Here is a 26,148-nt window from a genome sequence, read left to right as displayed (position 1 = left end):
TCGTCATTGCGAGAAGGCTTTTTCAGCCGACGAAGCAATCTTTACAGAAAGAATTACCGGCATGAAAGATTGCTTCGTCGTTCCTTCTCGCAATGACGATTTTTCGAGTAGATCAATGCCGTTAGGCTCTCCCTGTTATTCATATTGATTTTAATACAATAATTTAACCCTCGAAATGACGATCTGCATGCGGAAGTTCAGGGTGACGATCTGAAAATAAAAAACGGCCTGAGCACCGCCCAAACCGTTTCAATTTACCCAACCCTACATTTTCCAAAAACAAGTGCGTTAATATAATAAGGTGTAAAATGGTAAATGTAAGATGGAAGTACAGCCCATCAATTATCCTCCCCCTCCTTCCATCTCATATCTCATATCTCAAGTCTCACATCTTCCGTCTCAAATCTCGATACTTGATACTTGATACTCACATCTCAAGCCTCAAATCCCCCTCACATCCTTCCTCACTTCTTTTCTCCAAGCCTTGCCATATTTGCGGTCCATAAAATTACCTACTACCTTATTATAAGCATCAATTCTGATATTTGAAGGTCCTACGCACCCAAAATCATAATACACTATACCGTATTTTTGCTCAAATATTTCCTGTCCTTTAACACGGGTAGCCACAATGCCTCCCTGAATGAGGAATTTAAGCTTACCTTTTTTGATATCGGCATTGGCCTGTTTAATGCTTGCTGTTTGGATACTATCAACCCTCAGCACGGTTTTAGCATTTAGCTGTGTCATAACCAGGCTTAGAAAAACAAATATTAAGGTGTGCTTTTTCATGGCTTGTAAATCTTAATTAGACATCTGGAAATTAATGGCCATGTTGTACCGTACGCGAACTGGTATACCTTTATTTTTTCCAGGTTTCCAAAGTGGTGATTTTTTAATTACTTTCATCGCTTCTTCATCACAACCAAAACCTAATCCCCTTAATACTTTAACATCTGTAACAGAACCATCTTTCTCTACCACAAAACTTACAAACACCTTGCCCTGAATACCATCTTCCTGTGCCTGATACGGATACCTTAAATTACGCTCCATATATTTAGTCCATGCTTTGGCTCCGCCGGTAAACTCCGGATATTCATCTATGCCGCTAGGAAGGTATTCAGTATTATCAGTGGTTCCTGCACCATCTTTAGCGGTTCCGGTTCCATCACCTGTACCTTTGGCATCAGGAGTAAGTACTGCATTGGGTTTCTCAACACCATCCTGCGTAACGTTACTAATTACCGCTTTTTCTATTTCTTTTAAACTTGGTGGTTCAGGCAGATCAACTTTATCTACTACAACTATTTTAGAAGGGAGCGCTATGGTTTTAACTTTCACCGGATCGGCCTTTGCAGGTTCTGGTTTCTTTTCTGGCTTAGGTTCCTCCTTTTTCATTTGATGAATCACATTATCCACTACCACTACCGTTGGGGGTGTTTCTACAACAATTTCCTTCGGAAAGATTTTAGCATAAATTAATGGCGAAAAGGCCAGCAGTAAAGACAAGCCTCCGGCAATGAAAAGTGCCCGGGTCACAATCGACGATGATTTAGATCTTAAATCATATGCGCCATAATTTTTGTTGCGGTCTGCAAATACAAGATCGAGCCACTCGGTTTTGTATACGTTAATAGATGAGTTGAACATAGTTTTAAAGTTTTATAGCATGATGCAGCAAAATCATAGATTCCATAAAACATTTAAAAAATCAGTTTTCTTTACAAAAAATGAAATTTCACGCTTGAAAAACATTTTTTTATTTCATTTTCAATAAAATTGATGTAAAAAACACGATTTTTTTACGAGAATTAATAAAATATAGTATTTTTGACAAAAAACATAACAAATTAATGAAAAGCTTAAGAACCATCGCATTAAAAGAGGCTCAAAACAGAATTTCACCAGAAGTTAAATCTCCTTCAGCAAAAATCTCTGACTTTTTTGGCGCTAATGTATTTGATAAGAAAAAAATGAGAGATTTCTTATCTAAAGACGTGTATGAGAAATTAATTTCATCTATCAACCAAGGTGAGTTAATTAACGCAGAAGACGCAAACCAGATTGCTACTGCCATGAAATCATGGGCTATGGCTGCTGGTGCAACCCACTATACACACTGGTTCCAGCCTTTAACCGGTACTACAGCCGAGAAACACGATTCGTTTTTTGAGCCTAGCGGTGAAGGTGCGATCGAAAAATTTGCAGGTAGTGCTTTAGTTCAGCAAGAGCCAGATGCATCGAGTTTCCCTAACGGTGGTATCCGTAATACTTTCGAAGCGCGTGGTTATACTGCATGGGATCCTTCATCTCCAGCCTTCATTATGGAAAGCAAAGCAGGTAAAACCCTTTGTATTCCAACTGTTTTCGTTTCTTACACTGGCGAAGCCTTAGATTATAAAGCACCTTTATTAAAAGCATTAGCTGCATTAGATAAAGCTGCTGTTGATGTTTGCCAGTATTTTGATAAAAGCATCACTAAAGTAAATGCTTCTTTAGGTATCGAGCAAGAATATTTCCTTGTTGATGAGTCGTTATTTAACGCCCGTCCGGATTTATTGTTAACTGGTCGCGCCTTATTTGGACACATGTCTGCTAAAGGTCAGCAATTAGAAGATCACTATTTCGGTTCTATTCCTGAGCGTGTATTCACTTACATGGTAGATTTCGAAAACGAAGCTTTAAAATTAGGTATTCCTTTAAAAACCCGTCACAATGAGGTTGCACCTTCTCAATTTGAGTGTGCGCCAATTTACGAAGAAATCAACTTAGCTATCGACCACAACCAATTGTTGATGGATTTGATGGAAAAAGTTGCCCGTCGTCACCACTTCCGTGTTTTATTACACGAAAAACCATACGCAGGTATCAACGGATCAGGTAAGCACAACAACTGGTCGTTAATTACCGATACCGGTAAAAACTTATTGGCTCCTGGTAAAACGCCAAAAAATAACTTAATGTTCCTTGCTTTCTTTGTTAATACCATTAAAGCTGTTAGCGAGCATGCAGATTTATTACGTGCAAGTATTGCATCGGTAAGCAACGATCACCGTTTAGGTGCTAACGAAGCGCCACCTGCAATTATCTCTATCTTCTTAGGTTCACAATTGAACGATGTATTAGATGAGATCGAGCACTCACGTATCAGCAAAAAAATTAAAGAAGACAATGCACTTTGGTTAGGTATCCCTAAAATCCCTCAGATTTTATTAGATAACACCGACCGTAACCGTACTTCTCCTTTCGCCTTTACAGGTAACAAATTTGAGTTAAGAGCTGTAGGTTCTTCTGCAAACTCTTCTGCTCCAATGACGATCTTAAACGCGATTATGGCTGAGCAATTGGTTAAATTCAAAGCTGAAGTTGATAAGTTAATTAAGAAAGGTGATAAAAAAGACATCGCTTTATTAACTGTAATCAAAAAATACATCAAAGAATCTAAAGCCATCCGTTTCGAAGGTAATGGTTACAGCCAGGAGTGGGAAGATGAAGCTGCAGCACGCGGTTTATCAAACATCAAAACCACACCAAAAGCTTTAGATGCTTACTTAACTGAAAAATCTGCTGAGTTATTTGCAACAACAGGTATTTACAGTGCACGTGAAATTCATGCCCGTCATGAAATCATGTTAGAGAACTTCTACAAAAAATTACAGATCGAAGCACGTGTAATGGGCGAAGTTGCGAACACTGCCATTATCCCTGCTGTAATTGCTTACCAAAATTCATTAATCGAAAACGTTAAAGGATTAAAAGAATTGGGTATTGACAGCAAATCTTCTCTAGAAATTGTTAAAAAAGTATCTGAGCACTTAGATATCGTTAAAACCAATATCGATGCGATGCTGGAAGAACGTAAAGTAACCAACAAACTGGAAGATACACGCGAAAAAGCGATTGCTTACGATGAGAAAGTTAAATCTTACTTCGATACGATCCGCTACCACGCAGATAAATTAGAGCAAATTGTTGACGACAGCGTTTGGCCGTTACCAAAATTCAGAGAATTGTTATTCATGAAATAGATTTTAAGCCGTAAGGTTTAAGGTATAGGGCGTAAGGTTTAACTTTACGCCCTTTTCTTTTGGTTTATTTGTTCAGTAGTTCATTGGTCATTAGTTCATTAGTAATGCAAACTGCCTCAATCGTCATTTCGACTGGAGCGTAGCGGAACGGAGAAATCTACTTATCCTATTTCTTATGACAAACACCTAAATTGGAATGCAAACTGAAAACTGCAAACTGGTCATTGGTTCATTGGTCATTGGTTCATTAGTAATGCAAACTGCCTCAATCGTCATTTCGACTGGAGCGCAGCGGAACGGAGAAATCTACTTATCCTATTTCTTATGACAAACGCCTAAATTGGAATGCAAACTGCCAATCAAAAACTGATTAATAATCCCTTATCTTGCCCTATTGATTATTGGTTATTGAATTTTGGTCATTAAATTGCAACTGAAAACTGCTAACTGAAAACTGCAAACCGCCCTCCTTCGTACCTCTGTGTCTTTGTCGTAAAAAACTTAGGTGTTCTCAGGTGTCTCAGGTGGTAAAAAAGAGATGCTGAAATAAATTCAGCATGACGACACTATGGTTATTGAATTTTGGTCATTAAATTGCAACTGCCAACTGAAATTGCTAACTGAAAATTGCAAACTGCTCTCCTTTGTGTCTACAGTGCCTTTGTGGTAAAAAACTTAGATGTGCCTTCCACCTTTTACCTTAAAAAGCTATCTTTGCGCAACATGAGTGATAACAGGTACAATCAACGCGGCGTTTCTGCCTCAAAAGAAGATGTGCACAATGCCATCAAAAACATCGATAAAGGAATTTTCCCGAAAGCATTTTGCAAAATCATCCCCGATATTTTAGGTGGCGATGAAACCTATTGCAATATTATGCATGCCGATGGCGCAGGCACCAAATCATCATTGGCTTATGTGTACTGGAAAGAAACCGGCGATATTTCGGTTTGGAAAGGTATTGCACAAGATGCCATTATCATGAATATTGATGATCTGATCTGCGTAGGTGCTACCGATAACATCCTCCTATCATCAACCATTGGCCGCAATAAAAACCTGATTCCGGGCGAAGTAATTGCGGCTGTAATTAACGGTACAGAAGAAATCCTGGCCGATTTGCGTGAGCAAGGCATTACCATTTACTCAACCGGTGGCGAAACGGCCGATGTGGGCGATTTAGTACGTACCATTATCGTCGATTCTACCGTTACCTGCCGCTTAAAACGCGAAGAGATCATCAGTAACGATAACATTAAACCCGGCGATGTAATTGTAGCGCTGGCTTCATCCGGACAAGCTACATATGAAACTGAATATAATGGTGGCATGGGCTCAAACGGATTAACTTCTGCCCGTCATGATGTGTTTGATAAATCAGTTGCCAATGCCTACCCTGAAAGTTTCGATCCGGCAGTGCCTTTTGATCTGGTTTTCTCGGGTGGTAAAAAACTAACCGACGAAATCGAAATCGAAGGTCACGGCAAAATAACTGTAGGTAAACTGGTGCTTTCTCCTACCCGCACCTATGCACCGGTAATTAAACAAATTCTGGAGAAACACCGCGGCCAGATTAATGGTATTGTACATTGTAGTGGTGGCGCACAAACCAAGGTATTACACTTCGTTAACGACGATATCCATGTCATTAAAAACGATTTATTTCCGGTTCCGCCGTTGTTTAAACTAATCCAGGAAGAATCGGGTACCGATTGGAAAGAAATGTACAAAGTGTTTAACATGGGGCACCGTATGGAGCTGTATGTACCGCAGGAAATTGCTGCAAGCATTATCGAAATTTCTAAAAGCTTTAATATCGATGCCAAAATTATTGGCCACGTAGAAAAAGGCGATCAAAAACAAGTAACTATAACAAGCGAAAAAGGAACATTTGTTTACAATTAAACTTTAAATTATTCCATCAACCATAGCCTTGAACACATCGTTCGGGGCTTTTTTTTGATTTCAATTCCGTCACACCTGGTTTTATCAACCATCCTCAGCTTGCAAGATTTCATTTCCATAGATTTATCCCGTCATCCCCAACTTGATCCGATAGCTATCGGATGGGGATCTTAAAGCGTTGGGAAGTCATTTAAAAATTATTGCCTCTAAGCCTAGTAAAGCATTAAGATTCCCACCTCCGAGGGAATGACGATCGCTAAACCGTCAATAATGCAATAAATCCATTACAATCTATAAAAGTCATATTCGTATCATAAAAAGCGATTATCTTAGTTATACCAATTAACAAAACATGAACTATAAAAAGACCATCGTAATGGGCTTACTGGCTTGCCTTACCATAAGCCTGAGTGCCTTTATGCCAAAAGCCGAACCTGCGCCAAAAGCAAAAAACTTAAAGGTATTGCCTAAAAATATCAGCAAAGAAGAATTGGATAAAGTAATGGATGATTTTAAGCTTGCTTTGGGCGTACGCTGCAGCCATTGCCATGCCCCGATGAAAGATAACCCTCGTAAAATGGATTTCGCCAGCGATGAAAAACCGGAGAAGGAAATTGCACGCGATATGATGCGTATGACGGCTAAGATCAACAAAAAATATTTCCACAAGGCTTTAGCAGAAGGCAAAACCATTACCCAAATTGCCTGTGTAACCTGTCACAACGGTAAAACAGAGCCGGCTAAGTAAGAAGCTTACGTTAAAAAATTACAAAAAGCAAGAAGCCTGATCTTTTGATCAGGCTTCTTGCTTTTAATCTCTGGCTACAAATTTATGGAAGGTACTCTCTTCTCCGTCTGCTTTCTTTTCCTGATATAAAAAATCAAGTTTTTCTTCATCAAAAATTTTAAAAAAGGTACCCCAATCTATCTCTTTCAAATCGGATGAATGATCGCTGTGCTTTGGAAAATGTATCCGTAATATTCCTCCATTGTTACTTTTGGCTGTATCAGCAACGATTGCCGGCACACCACCGTGCTCCTCTGCCCATGCTTTAATTGTTGCATGGTTATGCGTTTGTTTCGAACTGCTCATTGTTTTATCCTTTAGTTTTAAATAGGTAGATTATTAATACAATCTTGTTCGGCAGCAAATGGTTTTATCTATTGCATTTTATTTTTATTAATGAAACAACTGTCGTGAATAAAATGATGTTCAGCGCAAAAACAAAAATAAGGCGGAAGCAACTTTATCTTTATCGATACATTAAACCTTTTTACCGACACATTGTCTAAACCCACATCTATAAACGTATATTCAACGTTAACAAATTACACCTAATTGGAATAAATTTATGATCGACGTATATGTCTTGGGTGCAGGTAAACACGCTACAGAAGTGAGCGAATATTTAATCGGTTACCAGGAATATAACTTAGCAGGCTACGTTATCAATGTCGATCATCACGATTTGCAGTCCAGCATCCGTAAACCGGTTATCCAGCTGCAGGAATTCATTAAACAATATCCGCCCTCATCAAAAATTGCACTCATTGGGGCCATTGGCATCTACCAACGGAAATCGATTATTGAATTACTGGAAAAAAACGGCTACAGTTTCATTAATATCATCCATCCGCACAATTACTTAAGTCCGACGCTAAAAATGGGCACAGGCAACTGTATTGCGCCCGGAGGGGTAATTAATGCACAGGTGCATATTGGCAATCATTGTATCATCAACACGCTGTGCAACGTTAGCCACGATTGCGTGATTGATGATTATGTAACCATCTCGCCTGGCGTTACCATTGCCGGTAATGTTCATGTTCAGGAAGGCGTGTTTATAGGGGCAGGTGCAACCATTATACCCGGACTAACCCTTGGTAAAGGTGCATACATTGCTGCAGGTGCATCGGTTACCCAAAATGTACCCGAAAATGTAATGGTGGCAGGTGTACCGGCAAGGGTGAAAAAGAGTATATAGTGCTAAACTTATTTTAACTCTAAAATCCGCTCACCATACCTGATTTCTGTTTCCGAAATAATGCGAAACTCATATTCCTTCCCTACTTTAACAGTTAGTTTTTTACCCTTTATTTTATAAGTTCCTCTTTCTACAACATCTCCTCCAGGCAAAATATCTGCAATATCACCTGGCATGAGGGTAACAGACATACCTGCATTGTATAAAGAGTTTGAAGAAGATTTTGGAACGTTAATCTCAACAAATTCTTTTTCCTCCTTAACTGTTAGTTTTTTACAGGCAGTTAAACTTAAAATAAACAGCGATAAATAGATTAATTTTTTCATGGTTTTAGTTTTTTATATTAAACGTATTGTTATTGTATTCTGCTACATTGTAATTAAAACAAAAAAGCCCCGATCGAATCGATCAGGGCTTTAAAATGATTTCGGATATTATTAATATCTAACACGAACTCCGATTTGCATACTCCAGCGAGATAAATAATCAGAATAAGCAAATGGTCTGCCAGTGTACTGGTCTGTACCAAATGAAGGGTTAAAAGTATAGTTAGGTTTTACCACATTACCGGTGGTTGTATAACCAACAATATTTAGTGGTGAGATCACTTGATTTGAAGAGAAGTATCCTTGTCCCCATTTCTTATTGATCAGGTTACCAACATTGAAAATATCAAATGTAAAGCTAAATACGCTCTTTTTGTAGATATTAATATCTTGAACCAATTTAAAATCGAAGTGGTTTTCCCAAGGTAAACGTGTACCGTTACGTTTAGTATTTTTACCAATATTCTCTTTTAAGTAAGGATCTGAGTTTACATACTGCTGGAACAATTCATACTGTCTTGCGCCAGTCATAGTACCGGTTACACCAGTTATAGGATCCTTTATGTTTGTTAAAGGAGTAATAAAGCTAGATGCGTCTACAGGGATAAAAAGTAAATCGGCATTATTGCTTGATGATTTTGATGGAGTAGTAGTCGTAGAACCATCATCACCATTTAAGTCACCAAATACTACGTAAGATAATGCCTGTCCAGATTGTCCGTTATAAAATAAACCAAGATTGGTTGCAAACTTTCCATTACCATAGGTAAATTTCTTACCTAACATGAATGAAACTCTTGATCCCATATCGTTGTTATTGGTAGCTAAATCCAGGTTATTTAAGCCATTTACGTTATATGCAAACCTGTAGTTAGATAATGCCGTAGATGAAGTACCGTCATTTAAGTTAAATGAGTGACCGATAGTATAAGAAACGCTCGACATCCAACCTTTACTAAATTGCTTTTCTAATTTACCATAAACAGTATATGAATAGCCTTTGTTAGTATTGGTTAAATACAAGATGTTAGTATAGTTCTTATCAATTTTACTCGCATTATAAAAAGGTCTGGTTACGCCGTTACCCATATCAAGTGTGTAAGTAGATGGGCTTAAGTTCATATCCTGATACAAGATATCTTTGATGGTTTTTGTATAAGTACCTTCAATAGTACCAACTAAACCCCATGGTAATTTTTGATCAATTGCCAAATTGGTTTTTAACACTCTTGGTGCCTGGAAATTTGGATCAGTTAAGTCAACCTCTGTTGGAGGTGTAGTTGTTGGTGTACCTTGGTAAGGAGAAGAAGGATTAAATGTAATACCGTTTGCAGTAATAGCAGCCGAATTTGCTGTATATTTAATAGTCGCTCTACCTGTATTTGAATATTGGTTCGATACCCATACCATAGGAACACGGCCTGAGAATATACCTGCACCACCACGGATTTGAGTTTGAGAATTATTAAACACATCCCAGTTAAAGCCTAATCTTGGTGTTACAATAATAGTAGATTTTGGAGTTCTGCTATTCACTAAATTGTTAGCTACCGCTACTGGTGAAGCATTAAATGCAGGATTATCAACAGGATTATTTAAATATACAGGTACCTCAGCTCTTACACCGTAAGTTAATCTGAAATTATCTCTAATACTCCAAACATCCTGAGCATATAAACTAAACTGTGCCATTTCAATTTTAGCTGGTGCAAATGGGTCACTCTTATCAGTTGAATAAGTAGTCTGATATTGAGTCATTCCAGTTTGAGGAGTAGCCATAAATCCAGCTAAACTTGTGAAACTATAGTCACCATAAACACCTTGTAAAAATATATTCTTGGTTTTATAGAATAAGTTATCTGTACCGAATGTTAAAGCATGGCTTCCTAAAGTAAGGTTAAAGTTATCAGTTAAAGTAAAATTATCCTGATTTAAGCTATTAGCCTGAGAGCTATAATCTGCTCCAAATCTAAAAGTTCCTGCAACTGGATCCGCAATACTAACACTTGGGAATGGGCTGCCCGGATCTCTTTTATCTCTAATTGAGGTATAAGTTAAACGCAGTAAATTAGAAGCACTGTTTGAGAATTTCGAGTTTAGCTCAGCTACAACAGAGGTAGTTTTGTTACTTTGAGCATATCCGTTATTATAAAACGACATTGCAGTTTGAGAATCCGAAATACTGTAGTTACTTCCTTGAACATAATTTCCACGGATCATTAATTTATTTTTGTCATTAATGTTCCAGTCAATACGTCCAAATATATTATCAGATTTTCTGGTTAGGTTAATTCCGTTAATTTTACCTACGTCATAGCCGTATTTATTCATTACGAAATCTTTTAATGTCTGCGCTGTTGCAACATTAATTCTTGAAGTTCCGTCAGGTCCGCCTGGCTGATTTGCAATTGGCTGATCTCTATTTAAACCTTCGTAAGCAACGAAGAAAAATAATTTATCTTTAATGATCGGACCGCCCATACTTAAACCATATTGAAATGATTTAAAGTCTGTATACTTATTTCTTGTTGTATAACTTCTTCCAACTAAATCTTGATTCTGGTAAGTACCAAAAGCCGTACCATGCACTTCGTTGGTTCCACTTTTTGTTACAGCATTTAAACTACCACCTGTAAAACCAGCCTGACTAACATCGTAAGGAGATAATGAAACCTGAACTTGCTCTATTGCATCAAATGGAATAGGATTAATACCTGCTTGTCCACCATTAGTACCATTACTTGCAAGACCGAACACATCTGTTGAGTTTGCTCCATCAATTGTGAATTGGTTATAACGGGTGCTTTGTCCTCCAAAACTAATTCCTAGCGGAGATCCATCAGTGCTGCTACTTCTAACTAATGCAATAGGACTTAAACGGGCAAAATCGTTAATGTTTCTTGAAATAGTAGGTAACATATCCAGTTGGTTTCTTGAAACCGAAGTTGAAGTTCCGGTCTTATTTCTACCAATTACAGAACTTCTGCTTCCCGTAATATTTACTTCTGTAAGTATTACAGAATTATCAACTAAAACAGGATCAAGTTTGCTACTTTCACCTAAATTCAGATAAATATCTTTGCTGATGAAAGGATGATACCCTACGAAATTTACCTCAATTGTGTAAGGACCTCCTACACGCATGTTATTAATTACATAACGTCCATCATTATTGGTAGATACAGAATAAACTGTACCTGTTGGTGTGTGTGTTGCTTTAACACTTGCACCTGGCAGAGCGCCTTTGGCATCTTTGACCGTTCCTGAAATTGATGATGTAGTCACCTGTGCATCCGCACCGAAAGTGATACCTACAAAAGCAACAATAACCAGTACTAATCTTAAAAGTAAAGATTTCTTCATACTTTCTTTTTTTAAATGTTTTTTTGTTGTTGAATAATAATCTAAAGGATAATTAATGCCGCAAATGTACCCAATAAAATTTAACACATTTTAACATCCAATGTTAAATTATAGTTAAGTTGGTCATATTTTTTCAACATTTAACAAATACTGGATTATCAGTCACTTTCACTTTATCAATCGTTTGACTAGCTAACTAAATTTTTAACAATAAAAGCCATAATTGATTGTTATTTAGGCAGAAAATAAGCTTCAACGCTGATATTTTTTAAATAACAACTTTTCACATTAATTATCCACTTAAAAATTAGACAATTAACCCTATCAGGCTTAGCACTCCATTTGCCTCTTTACAAATACGAAAACCCTAAAAGCACTATCTTAAAACAAAAGCAGTAATATGCAGTCATTGTAAATTTTAACTGCTATCTCAACATTGGTCTAGCCAATTGACATTTTTTTTTTAGTTTTGAGCGATTGTTACGGGATTAGCTTCCTTAACTTCTTGTAAGGTGAACATAGGCAACTATTAACACGAGATTAATCTGTATCAACAGAGACTCCTTTACCCAAAGCTTGCAGCAAACACAAGGCGATTAAAAAAACAAATCTGTTTACATAGATCAACCGGTCATAATTAGGGCAGGCTCCATCTGACAGATTAAAAATAAACTAGAAAAAACAGATGAATTACGACGTTATTGTTTTAGGCAGCGGCCCAGGTGGTTACGTAGCTGCGATCAGAGCTTCACAACTGGGACTAAAAGTTGCAATTGTTGAGCGCGAATCATTAGGCGGTATTTGTTTAAACTGGGGTTGTATCCCTACTAAAGCGCTTTTAAAAAGTGCTCAGGTTTTCGAATATATTAACCACGCTGCCGATTATGGCATTACAACAGCTGGTGCAACGGCCGATTTTGCTGCTGTGGTAAAACGCAGCCGCGGAGTAGCCGATGGCATGAGTAAAGGCGTTCAATTTTTAATGAAGAAAAATAAAATTGACGTAATTATGGGTACTGGTAAAGTTAAACCAGGCAACAAATTAGAAGTTAAAGGTGCTGATGGTTCGCAAAAAGAACTTACAGCTAAAAATATCATCATTGCTACAGGTGCACGTTCGAGAGAATTGCCTAACCTGAAACAAGATGGCAAAAAAATTATCGGTTACCGCCAGGCCATGGTACTTCCTGAGTTACCAAAAAGTATGGTGGTAGTAGGCTCGGGTGCTATTGGCGTTGAGTTTGCTTATTTCTATGCTACTATGGGCACCAAAGTAACCATTGTAGAGTTTATGGAAAATGTGGTACCGGTTGAAGACGAAGACGTTTCGAAACAATTGTTACGCAGCTTAAAGAAAACCGGTATCGATGTAATGACTTCAGCAAGCGTTGAAGCTGTTGATACCAGCGGTGCAGGTTGCAAAGTTTCGGTTAAAACTGCTTCGGGCATGCAAACCATCGAAGCCGATATCGTACTTTCTGCAGCAGGTATTGTTGCCAACATCGAAAACATTGGTTTAGAAGAAGTAGGTATCAAAACCGAAAAAGGTAAAATCGTTACCGATGAGTTCTACAACACTTCAGTAAAAGGTTACTATGCTATTGGTGATGTGGTTGGCGGACAAGCTTTGGCTCACGTAGCTTCTGCAGAAGGCATTATCTGTGTAGAAAAAATTGCTGGTCAGCATGCAGAGCCTTTAGATTACAACAACATTCCGGGATGTACTTATTGCACACCAGAAATTGCTTCAGTAGGTTATACCGAAAAAGCAGCCAAGGCAGCAGGTTACGAATTAAAAATCGGTAAATTCCCATTCTCAGCCTCAGGTAAAGCAAGTGCTGCAGGTGCTAAAGATGGTTTTATTAAACTGATTTTCGATGCTAAATACGGCGAATTATTAGGTGCACACATGATTGGCGCTAATGTTACCGAAATGATTGCCGAAATTGTAGTGGCCCGTAAATTAGAAACTACCGGACACGAAATGATTAAATCGGTTCACCCTCACCCTACCATGAGCGAAGCCATTATGGAAGCTGCCGCTGATGCATACGGAGAAGTGATTCACTTATAAGGCAGAAGGTTTAAGGTGAAAGGCATAAGGTCCTAAAACCACATAAAACCAATAATATTGCAAAAACCCTTTAGTTAATCCTAAAGGGTTTTCTTATTTTTAACCAATCCCAACGCTTGATACTTGATACTTGATACCCGATACTAAATACTTGATACCTAACCTTACACAAAAAAATGAAACTCCACACCATAAACACAGGCTTTTTTAAACTCGATGGCGGCGCTATGTTTGGCGTGGTGCCTAAGGTAATCTGGCAAAAAACAAATCCGGCCGACGCCAATAACCTGTGTACCTGGGCCATGCGTTGTTTATTAATTGAAGAGGGTAATCAATTGATTTTAGTCGATACCGGAATTGGCAATAAACAGGATGAAAAATTCTTTAGCCATTATTACCTGCACGGCGACGATAGCATGGAGAAATCGCTGGCACAATTGGGCTTCAATACAGGCGATATTACCGATGTTTTTTTAACCCATTTGCATTTCGACCATGTAGGCGGTGCTGTAGTGAGAGATGGAGAGCAATTGAAACCAGCTTTTGGCAACGCTACCTACTGGAGTAATGAAAAGCACTGGCAGTGGGCAGTAGAACCCAACGCACGCGAAAAGGCATCCTTTTTAAAAGAGAATATTTTACCCTTGCAGGAAAGCGGTCAGCTTAAATTTGTGGCCGAGCAGGAAAACATCGCCTGGCAAAAAGACATCAACATCAGTTTTGCTTACGGCCATACCGATGCGATGATGTTGCCCAAAATTAACTATAAAGGCCGCACCATTGTGTACATGGCCGATCTTTTACCATCCGTTGGTCACCTTCCCCTGCCCTACGTAATGGCATACGATATGTTCCCATTAAAAACATTAACCGAAAAGCAAGCCTTTTTAGCAGAAGCCGTAGAAAACAATTACATCCTTTACCTGGAGCACGATCCGGTTAACGAATGCTGTACCTTGCAACGCACAGAAAAAGGTATTAGAGTGGCCGATACCTTTAATTTAAGCGATATTTAATGATCAGAGCCGCCAAACCAGAAGATGCAGCACAAGTTGTGCCCTTGCTACTCCAGGCCATGGGCGACCTGGCTTATAAACTAACGCATAGCCAAAACGAAGCCGCCGTTAAGCATATTTTTGAGCAGCTCTTTAAGCAGCCAGCCAATCAGTACAGCTACGAAAATACATTGGTTTTTGAAGAGGCAGACAAAATTCTGGGTTCGTTAACCGCTTATGATGGAGAAAAGCTAATTGAACTCCGAATACCTTTTTTAGCTATCATTAATGAAGCTAACCCAGCTGGGAATGCCCCGGATGCTGAAACGCAAGGCGGAGAATTTTATCTCGACAGCATTAGCGTAAACCCTGCTGCACAAGGCAAAGGTATAGGTAAGCAACTGGTCAAAGCTGGCATTACCTGGGGGCAACAATTAGGTCATCAGCATATTGGTTTACTGGTAGAACAACATAACGAACGTGCCTTAAAGCTTTATCAGCACCTGGGTTTTATAATCCAAAATGAAAAGGAGTTTATGGGTGGACTGTATCAGTACATGGTGTTTAAAGTTAAATAGCGAATTCTATAAGATTTGTTGTTGTAAGGAATTAAGCAATCTGAAGACATGCGTTAGTAGTTATCGTTGTAAGATTGCTTCGTCGGCTGAAAAAGCCTTCTCGCAATGACGATCGCGCTTCCTTACTTCCTTCCTTACCTACTTACAACGCAACCCGCTTAACGCGCTGTAAAATTTATTTACATTTTTATTTGTATTTAATCTAAATAATCACAATTTTTGTACCCAATGGAAAAAGCGTGTATCGATATCAACCAACTGGTTAACGTATTCTCAAATGCTCAGGGTTCTATTTATCAGTCTGATAAGTTAAATTGCTTTTACGTAGATTTTGGCGGCAAGTTTGCCCGTTTCAACTGCTTATCTCTTCAAAAACTAAAAAAGGTAGTAGAAGATATCGATATCGAAGCACTCCTTTTAAATACCCGCAAAGCCGATTTCGAACTGGTTACCTTTAATGGCTGCGAACACATTTATCTGTTAAATGCTTTAGAAATTATCGCACTGAAAGATTTATTACAAGGTACTTTCACCATGTTTAAGCTAAATCACATGATCAGCGACTGTCTTTACAGGTTAGTGGTCTAAAATAAAAATGCTTTCAGTAGTTAATACGAAGTCCTAACATTTCGTTCTGCGCTATTTACAATAATAAATCTTTAGGATTTTAATTTATTTAACCACTTCTTTATTTAGGATTTTTAACAAAACGTCCTTATCCATTGTACCAACGTGTTTCTCTATTAATTGCCCATTTTTATCGTAAATAAAAGTTACCGGACGGCTATTTATATCCTCAAAACCTTTTACCGCCTTTAAATAGGTGAAAGAATATGGATTTTTATCTTTAAAATCCTGAATTTTAGTGTTTTTTTCATCAGAAACCATTAAAAACACCACTTTACCTTCAAATTGCTTTTTCACCTTTTCAAAATCAGGAAACTCTTCTCTACAGGGTATACACCAGGTGGCCCAGTAATTTATAACAATTGGTTTCCCCAGCATTTCTGTAATTTTCAGCTGTTTGCCCTTCAAATCTTCAACCTGCATTTCATTTAATGAAACATCGGGCTGAATCACAAACTTTTCAACAATAAACAACAGACCTAAGCCTGCCACTACGATCCCGGTTAAAAAACCGTACCAAAATGATTTCTTACTCATACTATTAAATTATGATGTTACTTTTCCAAATATCACAAACAGTATTATTGCTAATAATACAACGACTACAATTCCCGCAAATATTCCTATCGCAAAACTTATTATTTTATTCATACAAGTCATTTAAATACCCTTAATATTTTTACATAGCTATAACGTTGCACAGGGATTTTTTGCAACTTGCGAACTAAACATTGGGGGGATCCAAGAGAAATTTTAAGTGTTCGCCTGGCTAAAAGTAATAAAAATATCACCGTTCAAGCAAACTTTTATTCCTTTTTATTTCTACGTAAGTTGCATACAATCAATTCTATCAGATCAAAACATAACTTATTTTACAAACCAAGTTAAACCGCCTTATTTAAACTGATTACAAATAACTAATTATCAGCAATTTAGACTAATTTCATATTGTAAATAAATTATAAAGCCGAACAAATTCAATCTACATTTGTATTGTTATTAAAGCACAGAATTATGAAAGACTTAATGCGCATCCAATGTTTAATATCACAGGATATTGAAACATTATTAAATCAGCAGATCAAAAAAGAGGCTCACTCTTCATCACTATATTTATCTATGTCATCTTGGTGCGATCAAAATGGCTACGACTATTCGGCAGATTATTTCTTAAAACAATCTGAAGAAGAAAGGGTACACCAGCTTAAATTATTCAAATATGTTTTGGATATGGGCGGAAATGCAATCTCTCCGGAGGTTAGCGGCATCAAAACAGAATTTGCCAGCTTCAGGGAAGTTTTCGAAGATGCACTGGAAGCAGAAATTGCCATTACCCAGAGCTTCAAAAACATTGCAGCTAAATGCCACAAGGAACAAGATTTCGTAACTATGGAATTCTTAAACTGGTTCCTGAAAGAGCAACGTGAAGAAGAATACAAAGCACGCAGAGCTTTAGAATTGTTCGAAGTAATTGGCGAAGAAGGTACCGGAAGATGGGAAATCGACAAACACGTGAACAAAATCAATTATTCTGAAGAATAAACAACAACAAAACATAGTTTAAAGCTACTCCTAACCGGGTAGCTTTTTTTTTGCAAGAGTTTTTCACTCCTAAGTTATCGTCATTTCGATCGGAGTGCAACGTAGCCGAGAACTCTGTCTTGATAGATTTCTCCCTGCCCGATGCAGGCGGGCATTGCGCCCCCGGTGAAAAACCAGCTGGCTCCAGTCGAAATGACGATTCTTTTATTGGACTGTCATTGATGACGGAGTCGAGAACCACGGAGTGCTCAGCGAACCTAAACCTAATAAGAATTTCTGTTTATAGATCCCTCCCCGTCTGTACAGACAGGCATTCCGTTACACTTCACCAGATAACTATCGGGCCGAGATGACGCTAATAAAAAGAAAAGCCCCAATTTAATTGGAGCTTCCTTAGTTTAGGTTGTTTAGTTTATGTTGATTTTATGAATAAGTCTCAATTTTTATAAAAAAAGCGCCGTTGCCAGCGCTCTTTTTAAACCAAATATATAATAATAATTAACGAGCATTACAAAAATAGACACTTTATTAATAATTACAAACTTTTTTATATATTTTTTCAAATTATTTCACACAAAAACACATAAAACACTAAATTATAGATAAATAAACATCATAAATTAGCATAAAAAACATTTTTTAGTTATTTTTATGATAAAAAACACTAATTTTTACACAAAATATCATAATTTAAGGAAATAATTAAAAGAAATGATAGATAATTTTATTAAAAACTACTTAAATCATCCCAAAACTTATGACGAAATGTTTTTAAATGGTGATAATTATCGAAATCACTACGCAAACTTTATCAACAATTTCTCTAAAGAATCATTAGAAAACTTAAACAAGAAAGAAGAACTGGCCAAAAAGCTCTTCATGAGCCAAGGAATTACCTTTACCGTGTACGATAGTGGCGAAGGAATTGAAAAAATCTTTCCTTTCGACATTATTCCGAGAATTATCACCTCAACCGAGTGGCTTTTTATAGAAAAAGGCATAAAACAACGTTTAAAAGCGCTGAATCTTTTCTTAAAAGATGTTTACAGCAATCAGTTTATCATAAAAGATCAGATTGTACCTATAGATGTGATTTATTCATGTCCACATTTTTTAAGGGAGATGCACAATGTTAATGTACCGCACGATATTTACATCCATATTGCAGGCATTGATCTGATAAGAGACCACGACGGAACGTTTTACGTACTCGAAGACAACCTCCGAACCCCTTCGGGCGTAAGTTACATGCTGGAGAACCGCGAAATTACCAAAAGGCTATTTCCTGATCTCATTCCACAATGTGGCGTAAGGAGTGTAACCGAATACCCCGCCTTACTGTACAAAAACTTAATGTCGCTCTCTCCAAGAGCAGTTTCCAACCCTACAATTGTATTATTAAGTCCGGGTATGTACAATTCGGCCTACTATGAACACACTACTTTGGCCCGCCTGATGGGGGTAGAACTGGTTGAAGGAAGAGACCTGGTGGTAAAAGACCAGAAGGTATTTATGAAAACCACTACAGGCCTGCAACAGGTTGATGTGATTTACCGCCGCGTAGACGACGACTACCTCGATCCCCTGGTATTTAACCCCAACAGCGTACTGGGGGTTGCCGGATTAATGGGGGCCTACCGCAAAGGCAATGTAGCCATTGTAAATGCCGTGGGCAATGGTGTGGCCGACGATAAAGCGGTTTACACCTATGTACCCGACATGATCAGGTATTACCTGAACGAGGAGCCTATTCTAAAAAATGTACCGACCTATCAATTGAGCAACCGAGATGAACTGGAGCATGTTTTTGCCAACATCAATACCATGGTTATCAAAAAAACCAACGGAAGCGGTGGCTACGGTATGCTGATGGGCCATGCGGCCAGCGAACAGGAAACTGAAGCATACAAAATCGAAATCCTGAAAGATCCGCGCAATTTTATCGCGCAACCTACCATCAGCCTGTCTTCTGCACCATGTTTCATTAACGGAAAACTCGCGCCACGCAGAATCGATTTACGTCCTTTCGCCCTCAATGGTCCGGATGGCGTTTCGATTGTTCCCGGAGGTTTAACCAGGGTAGCCTTAAAAGAAGGCTCGCTGGTGGTAAACAGTTCGCAGGGCGGTGGCAGTAAAGATACCTGGGTTTTAACTTCTTAAATTACAGCATTATGTTAAGTAGAGTTGCATCAAGCTTATATTGGTTAAGCAGATATGTTGAGCGCAGCGACGGGATGCTGCGCATGTTAAAAATAAATTACGCTTCTTCACAGGATACCATACAGGAATTTACCTGGAAACCGGTGATCAGGATTTTCTCATCCGATGATGAAAAGGAACTATTAAATATCCAGCACGATAGCCGTGCAGTGATAGAATACCTCCTGCTAAACCGCGAAAATCCGAATTCGATTCTGAACATCGTTACCCTGGCCCGAGAAAATGCAAGGAGCGTGCAGGAACATATACCTAAAGATTTATGGCAATGCCTGAACGAATATTACCATACTGTTAAAGACGAAAAATTGCTGTGGTATGTACAAAAAGACGATCCGATTACCGCATTAGACATTTTGATTAAACAGGTAATGCTGTATAACGGAACAGCCGATAGTGTAATGGAACGTGGCGAAAGCAGAAGTTTTATGAATATCGGCAAGCATCTCGAACGAAGTATCCAATCTATCGATATCCTCGACATTAAATTCAGTTCGATTAGCAGCAATCCGGATTTACTGACTGATATTTCCTACTGGAAACACCTTTTGCTATCCATAGGTGGCTACGAACTGTACTTAAAAACCTACCGGCAGGGTTTTGATGCCAAAAATATCATCGAGCTGGCCATGTTAAATAACGATTTCCCACGGTCGGCACTGTATGCCATGGGCAACATTGAAAGGTACTTTAACCGTTTAAAGAGCGAAAGCAATATTGAGCATTACAATAACCTGTCATTTAAAATCGGGAGGTTAAAAAGCATGATCACCTATAGCTCGGTTAATAAGATGAATGAAGCAGAACTCCACAGTTACCTTACCGAGATCAGGTCGGAACTATACGGTATCGGAAACCTGCTTAACGAGTATTATTTCGCAAACTCATAAACAACTGATTTTTAACCACAGATAGACGCAGATTAACACGGATATTTTTACAAATTTCCAATCTGTGTTTATCTGTGGTATCATATTAAATAACAAAAGTCAATATGCCAATTTTCAAAATCAAACACATTACCAACTATAAATACGAATCGCCGGTGCGCGATAGTGCCAACCAGATTATCCTTTTCCCGATTAAAGACGATCTCCAGAAAGTAATTAAACACGACCTCAATATCTCCGGAAGCCCTGAAATTGAGATTTTTATCGATTACTATGGTAACGAGGTAGGCACATTTACCCAGAACGAACCGCATACCCAACTTAAAATCTTCTCTAAAGTATGTGTAGAAACCTTCCCTAAAATACTTCCGCAGGACGATATATTTAGCGGTGCCCAATGGAATAGTCTGAGCAGGCTTAAGTATGAAGTACCTTATATCGATTACCTCAGACAGGAGAGTTTTGAGGGCATTCTTCAATTAAAAGAAACAGCTTTGGGTATTAAAACCGATGAAGATACCCCCTACCAAACCGCAATTAAATACTGCGCCTATGTTTTTAACAACTATGAATACATTAAGGGTGTTACAGCTGTCGACACCACCATAGATGAGATTTTGAAGCTAAAAGCAGGCGTTTGTCAGGATTTTGCACATATACTCACAGCCATGTTGCGCTTAACAGGCATCCCGGCCAGGTATGTAAGCGGCTATATCTGCCCCAACCGGGATGGCATGCGTGGCGAAGGGGCAACCCATGCCTGGGCAGAAGCCTACCTGCCCGAATACGGCTGGCTGGGCCTCGATCCTACCAATAACTGTATTGCCAACGAAAATCATGTACGCCTGGCTGTAGGCCGGAATTTTGCCGATTGCTCTCCGGTAAAAGGCGTTTACAAGGGCGGTTTTGAGCAAATTATGGAAGTAAATGTTTCTGTAGGTTACAACGACGACGATTTTAACGATAATGAAACCTATTTTCAGCCCAAAGAAGTGAACTACAGTAAACCTGCTCCGGCAATTACTACCTCAAGGGCAAAAAACAGCTATCAGCAATACATAGAAGCCATGCAGCAACAACAGCAACAGTAGGCAATTTTCAGTTGACAGTTTGCCATTCGCAATTAATCATTTAAACCAGGCTTATGCAAAAAACTGCAAACTGTTAACTGATATAAGTTTTTTTCCTAAATTTGCGGCTTTTATAAATAACAATATGATTAAGAGACAGCAAATTAAAGATTTATTAAAGTCGACAGCATTTGACACAGAAGTAACGGTTATGGGATGGGTTAGAACTTTCCGTAATAATCAGTTTATTGCCTTAAATGACGGATCTTGCATGAGCAATATCCAGGTTGTGATCGATTTTAATAATTTACCTGATGAGCTGTTAAAAAGAATCACCACCGGCGCGGCAATCGCTGCAACAGGTAAACTGATCGAATCGTTAGGTAAAGGCCAAACCGTTGAGATTAAAGCAACAAGTGTAGAAATTTTAGGAGATAGCGATCCGGAGAAATTCCCTTTGCAACCTAAAAAACACAGTCTGGAGTTTTTACGCGAAATTGCGCACCTGCGTTTCCGTACCAATACCTTTAACGCCGTTTTTAAAGTGCGTCATGCATTGGCTTTCGCCATCCACCAGTTTTATAACGAACGTGGCTTTGTGTATATGCACACCCCGGTAATTACTGCGAGTGATGCAGAAGGTGCAGGTGAGATGTTTAAAGTAACTACTTTAGATTTCGACAACCCGCCACGTACCGAAGAAGGTAAAGTTGATTTCTCGCAGGATTTCTTTGCCCGCGCTACCAACCTAACCGTATCTGGTCAGCTGGAAGGTGAACTGGCTGCCATGGCTTTTGGTAAAATTTATACTTTCGGACCTACATTCAGGGCCGAAAACTCAAATACTACGCGCCACCTGGCCGAATTCTGGATGATTGAACCTGAGTTTGCTTTTGCCGACCTGGAAGATAACATGCAGCTTGCAGAAGACATGATGAAGTATGTAATTAAATATGCTTTAGATAACTGCAAAGAGGAATTAGAATTTTTAAACAACCGCCTGGCCGAAGAAGATAAACAAAAGCCACAAAACGAGCGCAGCGAATTAAGTTTATTAGAAAAACTGGATTTCTGTTTAGCCAACGATTTTGAGCGCTTAACCTATACAGAAGCCATCAGAATTTTAAAATCTTCTAAACCTAACCAGAAGAAACAATTTAAATACCTGATTGACGAGTGGGGAGCTGATTTACAAAGTGAGCACGAACGTTACCTGGTAGAAAAACACTTTAAAAAACCGGTAATCTTAACCGATTACCCTGCTGATATTAAATCGTTCTACATGCGTCAGAACGAGCCGGATGCCGAAGGCAGACAAACTGTTGCTGCCATGGATATCCTGTTCCCGGGTATTGGCGAAATGATTGGCGGATCGCAGCGTGAAGAGCGTTTAGATCGCTTAACCCAACGCATGGAAGCTTTAAACATTCCGCAGGATGAATTGTGGTGGTATTTAGATACCCGTCGTTTTGGTACCGCACCACACGCTGGTTTCGGTTTGGGTTTTGAACGTTTGGTATTGTTCGTAACCGGTATGACCAACATCCGCGATGTAATCGCTTTCCCAAGGTTCCCTAAAAATGCGGAATTCTAATAAGGGTTTAGGAAAAACACATCATCATTATCAAAGAAGTCAAGTTTTAAAATGGACTGCCCCCATAAAGTGTCTAACTTTTTGGGGGCAGTGTAAAAACTTGACTTCTTTTTTTTATGCACTCACCTTCCTAATTAGATTATATGTATAATTTTAAAGCTACCATTCGTTCCATCGGAGCGACTCCCGGGTAGCCAATTGTAAAATTGGCGTTTTTCGTGTTTGTTATTCATTCACATGATCCCCATACGGATTGGCATGAGCATAATCAACCGCCGAAACCTTATAATCCGTAGGTGCAAAACTTTGCGAAGTACTTAAGGCCATGCCCAGCTCGTAACGCGTTGGATAAGGCGTTTGCAACAAACTACCTGTTGGGATATAAGGGAAAGTTTCGAGGTAACTCTGCATTACACTCGGGCTCACCCTGCGGTTAATATAGGCGCGACTTAACTGATGCGTTTCCCTTAAACCGGCTGCACCCAACAATTCTACCGCACTGGCCACGGTAAGGTTATGGAAATTTTTAACCCGTACGGTCTTATCCTCTACCACCAAGCCTTTCATCAGACTTGGATCTTGTGTAGCCACACCCGTTGGACAGGTATTGCTGTTACACTCCAGCGCCTGAATACAACCCAGCGCGAACATCATTCCGCGGGCCGCATTGCACATATCGGCACCCAGTGCTATATTTTTAACCAGATCAAATCCGGTAGCCACTTTACCCGAAGCAATAATTTTAATATGTTTTTTCAGGTCGAAACCATTTAATACATCGTATACAAAAGCTACCCCTTCGCGCAAAGGCATCCCTACAGAGTTCGAGAATTCCTGCGGCGCTGCACCGGTACCACCTTCACCCCCATCAACAGTAATAAAATCAGGGTAAATCTTCGTTTCTACCATGGCTTTACAAATGGCATAAAACTCACTTTTGCGACCAATACACAACTTAAATCCAACTGGTTTACCACCCGACAAATCGCGCAGTTTTTTAACAAACTCCAATAAACCAATAGGTGTATTGAAAGCGGAGTGTGCCGGTGGCGACAATACATCTTTACCTTCGGGCACCAAACGGATGCGCGCCACTTCTGGCGTTACCTTTTTAGCCGGTAACATACCACCATGCCCGGGTTTAGCACCTTGCGACAGTTTAATCTCGACCATTTTTACCTGATCATGCTGCGCACGCTCCGCATAGGCATCATAATTAAAGGTACCATCCGTATTACGGCAGCCGAAATACCCAGTACCAATTTGCCAGATTAAATCGCCTCCCGGCTGCTTGTGGTAATCGCTGATACCACCTTCGCCGGTATTGTGTGCAAAATTGCCCATTTTGGCCCCGCCATTTAAAGCCAGGATAGCATTCTGACTTAAGGAACCAAAGCTCATGGCCGAAATGTTGTAGATACTGGCCGAATAAGGCTTTTTACAATCCGGACCACCAACCAGCACGCGTGGATCTAAATTCAGTTCGTGGTGCGAAATAGCAGCAATGCTATGACTTAACCACTCGTAACCATTTTCATACACGTTTAACTGTGTTCCGAATGGAATGGTATCGTTATCGGTTTTAGCACGTTGATAAATCAGCGAGCGGTTTAAACGGTTATAAGGTGTTCCGTTGGTATCGCTCTCTACAAAATACTGGTAAACCTTCGGTCGCAATTCTTCCATAAAATAGCGTAAGCGACCAAAAACCGGGTAGTTACGTACAATACTGTGTTTGGGCTGGTACAAATCGTAAATACCCAGAATAACAAAGGGACCGGTAAAAATAAATGTCCACCATAAAAATGGCTGATAAAGGCCCAGCATAATGGTAAGGGCTACTAAAAATGCGGCAATTGCGACGAAAGCTTTTCTCATAAAATCAGATTAGCGAATGTTTTGTTGTTACAAAGATTAGGATTATTAAACAACTGACACCATTAAATTGTTATTTTTACGCTATGCTTATTAAGATTTATCCTGAAAACCCCAACGAAAAAGCCATTGAACAGGTTGTAGAGGTGCTGAAAAAAGGCGGTCTCATCATTTATCCAACCGATACAATTTATGGTTTGGGCTGCGATATTACCAACCAGAGGGCCATCGAAAAGATTTGCCGTATCCGTGGAATAAAACCCGAGAAAGCCAATTTTTCTTTCATCTGCCACGATTTAAAGCACATTTCCGATTACATTAAACCGATTGACAATACCACTTTCAGGGTGCTTAAAAAAGCGCTTCCGGGTCCGTTTACCTTTATTTTTAACGCCAATAACAATGTACCCAAACTATTAAGTTCGAATAAAAAAACAGTCGGTATTCGTGTGCCCGACAACAACATTGCCCGCTGCATTGTTAAAGAACTGGGTAACCCCATCCTTTCTACCTCAATCAGAGATGATGACGATGTGATAGAATATTCAACCGACCCCGAACTGATTCACGAAAAATACGAAGATCTGGTCGATCTGGTTATTGATGGCGGTTACGGCGATAACGAAGCCTCTACCGTAATTGATTGCACCCTGGGCGAGTTCGAAGTGATTAGGGAAGGTAAAGGAGATATTGCGGAGTTTTTGTAAACCTGGCCACCTGTCGGCGCCTTTCAATCCCCCTATTCCGTCACTTTGGTCCGATAACTATCGGACTTGATTCAGGGTCTCCCTGCAATCAACACGAGCTATAAAGAGATGCTGAACCACCCCACTCCGCACAGCTTGGCAAGTGTTCAGCATGACGCGCGGGGTTTCTCTGCACCATGCTATCTGCACCCTGCCCTCCGGTATAGGAGATTTTCGCCGGAAAAAGCACGAAAAGCTTTGCACTAACTTTCATACCCCCACTGCCCAAGGCAGGATCAAGCGCGTGTATTGGCCTAAGCGCGGGCAAGCGCCTAGAAACTGCCGCCATTTAGCTTTTCGTAGGTTTTTACAAGAAAAGATCCAAGCCTT

General features: G+C 39.3%; 21 protein-coding genes. 14 read left to right on the top strand and 7 right to left on the bottom strand.

Annotated elements, in window-relative coordinates; all coding sequences use genetic code 11:
• Positions 1–441: 441 nt before the first annotated feature.
• Together OC25_RS26245 and OC25_RS26240 are read right to left on the bottom strand one after the other, a co-directional pair.
• Positions 442–792: an FEKKY domain-containing protein gene (locus tag OC25_RS26245; RefSeq protein WP_039483376.1), complete on the bottom strand. Its 351-nt coding sequence runs from the start codon at positions 790–792 to the stop codon at positions 442–444.
• Positions 793–804: 12 nt separating this feature from the next.
• Positions 805–1,653, bottom strand: coding sequence for an energy transducer TonB (locus OC25_RS26240; protein WP_052266500.1), 849 nt, complete (start codon positions 1,651–1,653; stop codon positions 805–807).
• Positions 1,654–1,856: 203 nt separating this feature from the next.
• Here OC25_RS26240 and OC25_RS26235 point away from each other — a divergent pair, with 203 nt between their 5' ends.
• The 3 genes from OC25_RS26235 (at position 1,857) to OC25_RS26225 (ending at position 6,684) form a co-directional block, all read left to right on the top strand.
• Positions 1,857–4,031 carry a glutamine synthetase III family protein gene (locus OC25_RS26235; RefSeq protein ID WP_039483374.1) on the top strand — a complete coding sequence of 725 codons (2,175 nt, stop codon included), beginning with the start codon at positions 1,857–1,859 and terminating at the stop codon, positions 4,029–4,031.
• 723 nt (positions 4,032–4,754) lie between these two features.
• Positions 4,755–5,936, top strand: coding sequence for an AIR synthase related protein (locus tag OC25_RS26230; RefSeq protein WP_039483385.1), 1,182 nt, complete (start codon positions 4,755–4,757; stop codon positions 5,934–5,936).
• Positions 5,937–6,288: 352 nt separating this feature from the next.
• Positions 6,289–6,684 (top strand): c-type cytochrome, encoded by a 396-nt coding sequence (locus tag OC25_RS26225; RefSeq protein WP_039483371.1) that lies wholly within the window; start codon positions 6,289–6,291, stop codon positions 6,682–6,684.
• A 63-nt stretch (positions 6,685–6,747) separates the two neighbouring features.
• Here the strand turns inward: OC25_RS26225 and OC25_RS26220 are convergent, their stop codons facing one another.
• Positions 6,748–7,029, bottom strand: a complete 282-nt coding sequence (locus OC25_RS26220; RefSeq protein WP_039483368.1) for a hypothetical protein — start codon at positions 7,027–7,029, stop codon at positions 6,748–6,750.
• Positions 7,030–7,288: 259 nt separating this feature from the next.
• Between OC25_RS26220 and OC25_RS26215 the strand changes: the two genes are divergently transcribed.
• The gene (locus OC25_RS26215) at positions 7,289–7,921 is read left to right on the top strand and encodes an acetyltransferase (RefSeq protein WP_052266499.1); all 633 of its coding nucleotides are present in this window, start codon (positions 7,289–7,291) and stop codon (positions 7,919–7,921) included.
• Positions 7,922–7,929: 8 nt separating this feature from the next.
• Here the strand turns inward: OC25_RS26215 and OC25_RS26210 are convergent, their stop codons facing one another.
• Both OC25_RS26210 and OC25_RS26205 read right to left on the bottom strand, forming a co-directional pair.
• Entirely contained in the window at positions 7,930–8,247 is a 318-nt protein-coding gene (locus tag OC25_RS26210) for a hypothetical protein (protein ID WP_039483364.1), read from the bottom strand.
• 111 nt (positions 8,248–8,358) lie between these two features.
• Entirely contained in the window at positions 8,359–11,610 is a 3,252-nt protein-coding gene (locus OC25_RS26205; protein ID WP_039483380.1) for a TonB-dependent receptor, read from the bottom strand.
• A gap of 685 nt (positions 11,611–12,295) precedes the next feature.
• On the opposite strand from OC25_RS26205, the gene lpdA reads away from it, so the two are divergent.
• The 4 genes from lpdA (at position 12,296) to OC25_RS26185 (ending at position 15,845) form a co-directional block, all read left to right on the top strand.
• Positions 12,296–13,684 carry a dihydrolipoyl dehydrogenase gene (gene lpdA, locus OC25_RS26200; protein WP_039483361.1) on the top strand — a complete coding sequence of 463 codons (1,389 nt, stop codon included), beginning with the start codon at positions 12,296–12,298 and terminating at the stop codon, positions 13,682–13,684.
• A 176-nt stretch (positions 13,685–13,860) separates the two neighbouring features.
• The gene (locus tag OC25_RS26195) at positions 13,861–14,700 is read left to right on the top strand and encodes an MBL fold metallo-hydrolase (RefSeq protein WP_039483357.1); all 840 of its coding nucleotides are present in this window, start codon (positions 13,861–13,863) and stop codon (positions 14,698–14,700) included.
• Positions 14,700–15,257: a GNAT family N-acetyltransferase gene (locus tag OC25_RS26190; RefSeq protein WP_039483354.1), complete on the top strand. Its 558-nt coding sequence runs from the start codon at positions 14,700–14,702 to the stop codon at positions 15,255–15,257. The genes OC25_RS26195 and OC25_RS26190 overlap by 1 nt, the downstream gene beginning before the upstream one ends.
• 228 nt (positions 15,258–15,485) lie before the next feature.
• The gene (locus OC25_RS26185; protein ID WP_039483350.1) at positions 15,486–15,845 is read left to right on the top strand and encodes a hypothetical protein; all 360 of its coding nucleotides are present in this window, start codon (positions 15,486–15,488) and stop codon (positions 15,843–15,845) included.
• Between the two features lie 84 nt (positions 15,846–15,929).
• Here OC25_RS26185 and OC25_RS26180 read toward each other — a convergent pair whose 3' ends face one another.
• A complete protein-coding gene (locus OC25_RS26180; RefSeq protein ID WP_039483347.1) occupies positions 15,930–16,421 on the bottom strand; it encodes a TlpA family protein disulfide reductase in 492 nt (163 codons plus the stop codon).
• 477 nt (positions 16,422–16,898) lie between these two features.
• Between OC25_RS26180 and OC25_RS26175 the strand changes: the two genes are divergently transcribed.
• The 5 genes from OC25_RS26175 (at position 16,899) to asnS (ending at position 23,197) form a co-directional block, all read left to right on the top strand.
• Complete coding sequence (locus OC25_RS26175) at positions 16,899–17,426, top strand: ferritin (RefSeq protein WP_039483344.1); 528 nt, start codon at positions 16,899–16,901, stop codon at positions 17,424–17,426.
• Positions 17,427–18,137: 711 nt separating this feature from the next.
• Positions 18,138–19,586, top strand: a complete 1,449-nt coding sequence (locus OC25_RS26170; protein WP_039483341.1) for a circularly permuted type 2 ATP-grasp protein — start codon at positions 18,138–18,140, stop codon at positions 19,584–19,586.
• A gap of 11 nt (positions 19,587–19,597) precedes the next feature.
• Positions 19,598–20,533 (top strand): alpha-E domain-containing protein, encoded by a 936-nt coding sequence (locus OC25_RS26165; RefSeq protein ID WP_039483338.1) that lies wholly within the window; start codon positions 19,598–19,600, stop codon positions 20,531–20,533.
• 104 nt (positions 20,534–20,637) lie between these two features.
• The gene (locus OC25_RS26160; protein ID WP_039483335.1) at positions 20,638–21,624 is read left to right on the top strand and encodes a transglutaminase family protein; all 987 of its coding nucleotides are present in this window, start codon (positions 20,638–20,640) and stop codon (positions 21,622–21,624) included.
• A gap of 124 nt (positions 21,625–21,748) precedes the next feature.
• On the top strand, positions 21,749–23,197 hold the full coding sequence (gene asnS / locus OC25_RS26155) for an asparagine--tRNA ligase (RefSeq protein ID WP_039483378.1): 1,449 nt from the start codon (positions 21,749–21,751) through the stop codon (positions 23,195–23,197).
• 225 nt (positions 23,198–23,422) lie between these two features.
• Here the strand turns inward: asnS and OC25_RS26150 are convergent, their stop codons facing one another.
• Positions 23,423–25,075, bottom strand: coding sequence for an FMN-binding glutamate synthase family protein (locus tag OC25_RS26150; protein WP_039483332.1), 1,653 nt, complete (start codon positions 25,073–25,075; stop codon positions 23,423–23,425).
• An 83-nt stretch (positions 25,076–25,158) separates the two neighbouring features.
• Here OC25_RS26150 and OC25_RS26145 point away from each other — a divergent pair, with 83 nt between their 5' ends.
• Entirely contained in the window at positions 25,159–25,779 is a 621-nt protein-coding gene (locus tag OC25_RS26145) for an L-threonylcarbamoyladenylate synthase (RefSeq protein WP_039483330.1), read from the top strand.
• Positions 25,780–26,148 lie beyond the last annotated feature (369 nt).

It is taken from the genome of Pedobacter kyungheensis (assembly GCF_000812965.1).
Lineage (GTDB): Bacteria > Bacteroidota > Bacteroidia > Sphingobacteriales > Sphingobacteriaceae > Pedobacter > Pedobacter kyungheensis.
The sequence above is the reverse complement of the archived record's forward strand: the minus strand, read 5'-3'. Positions and strand labels throughout refer to the sequence as shown.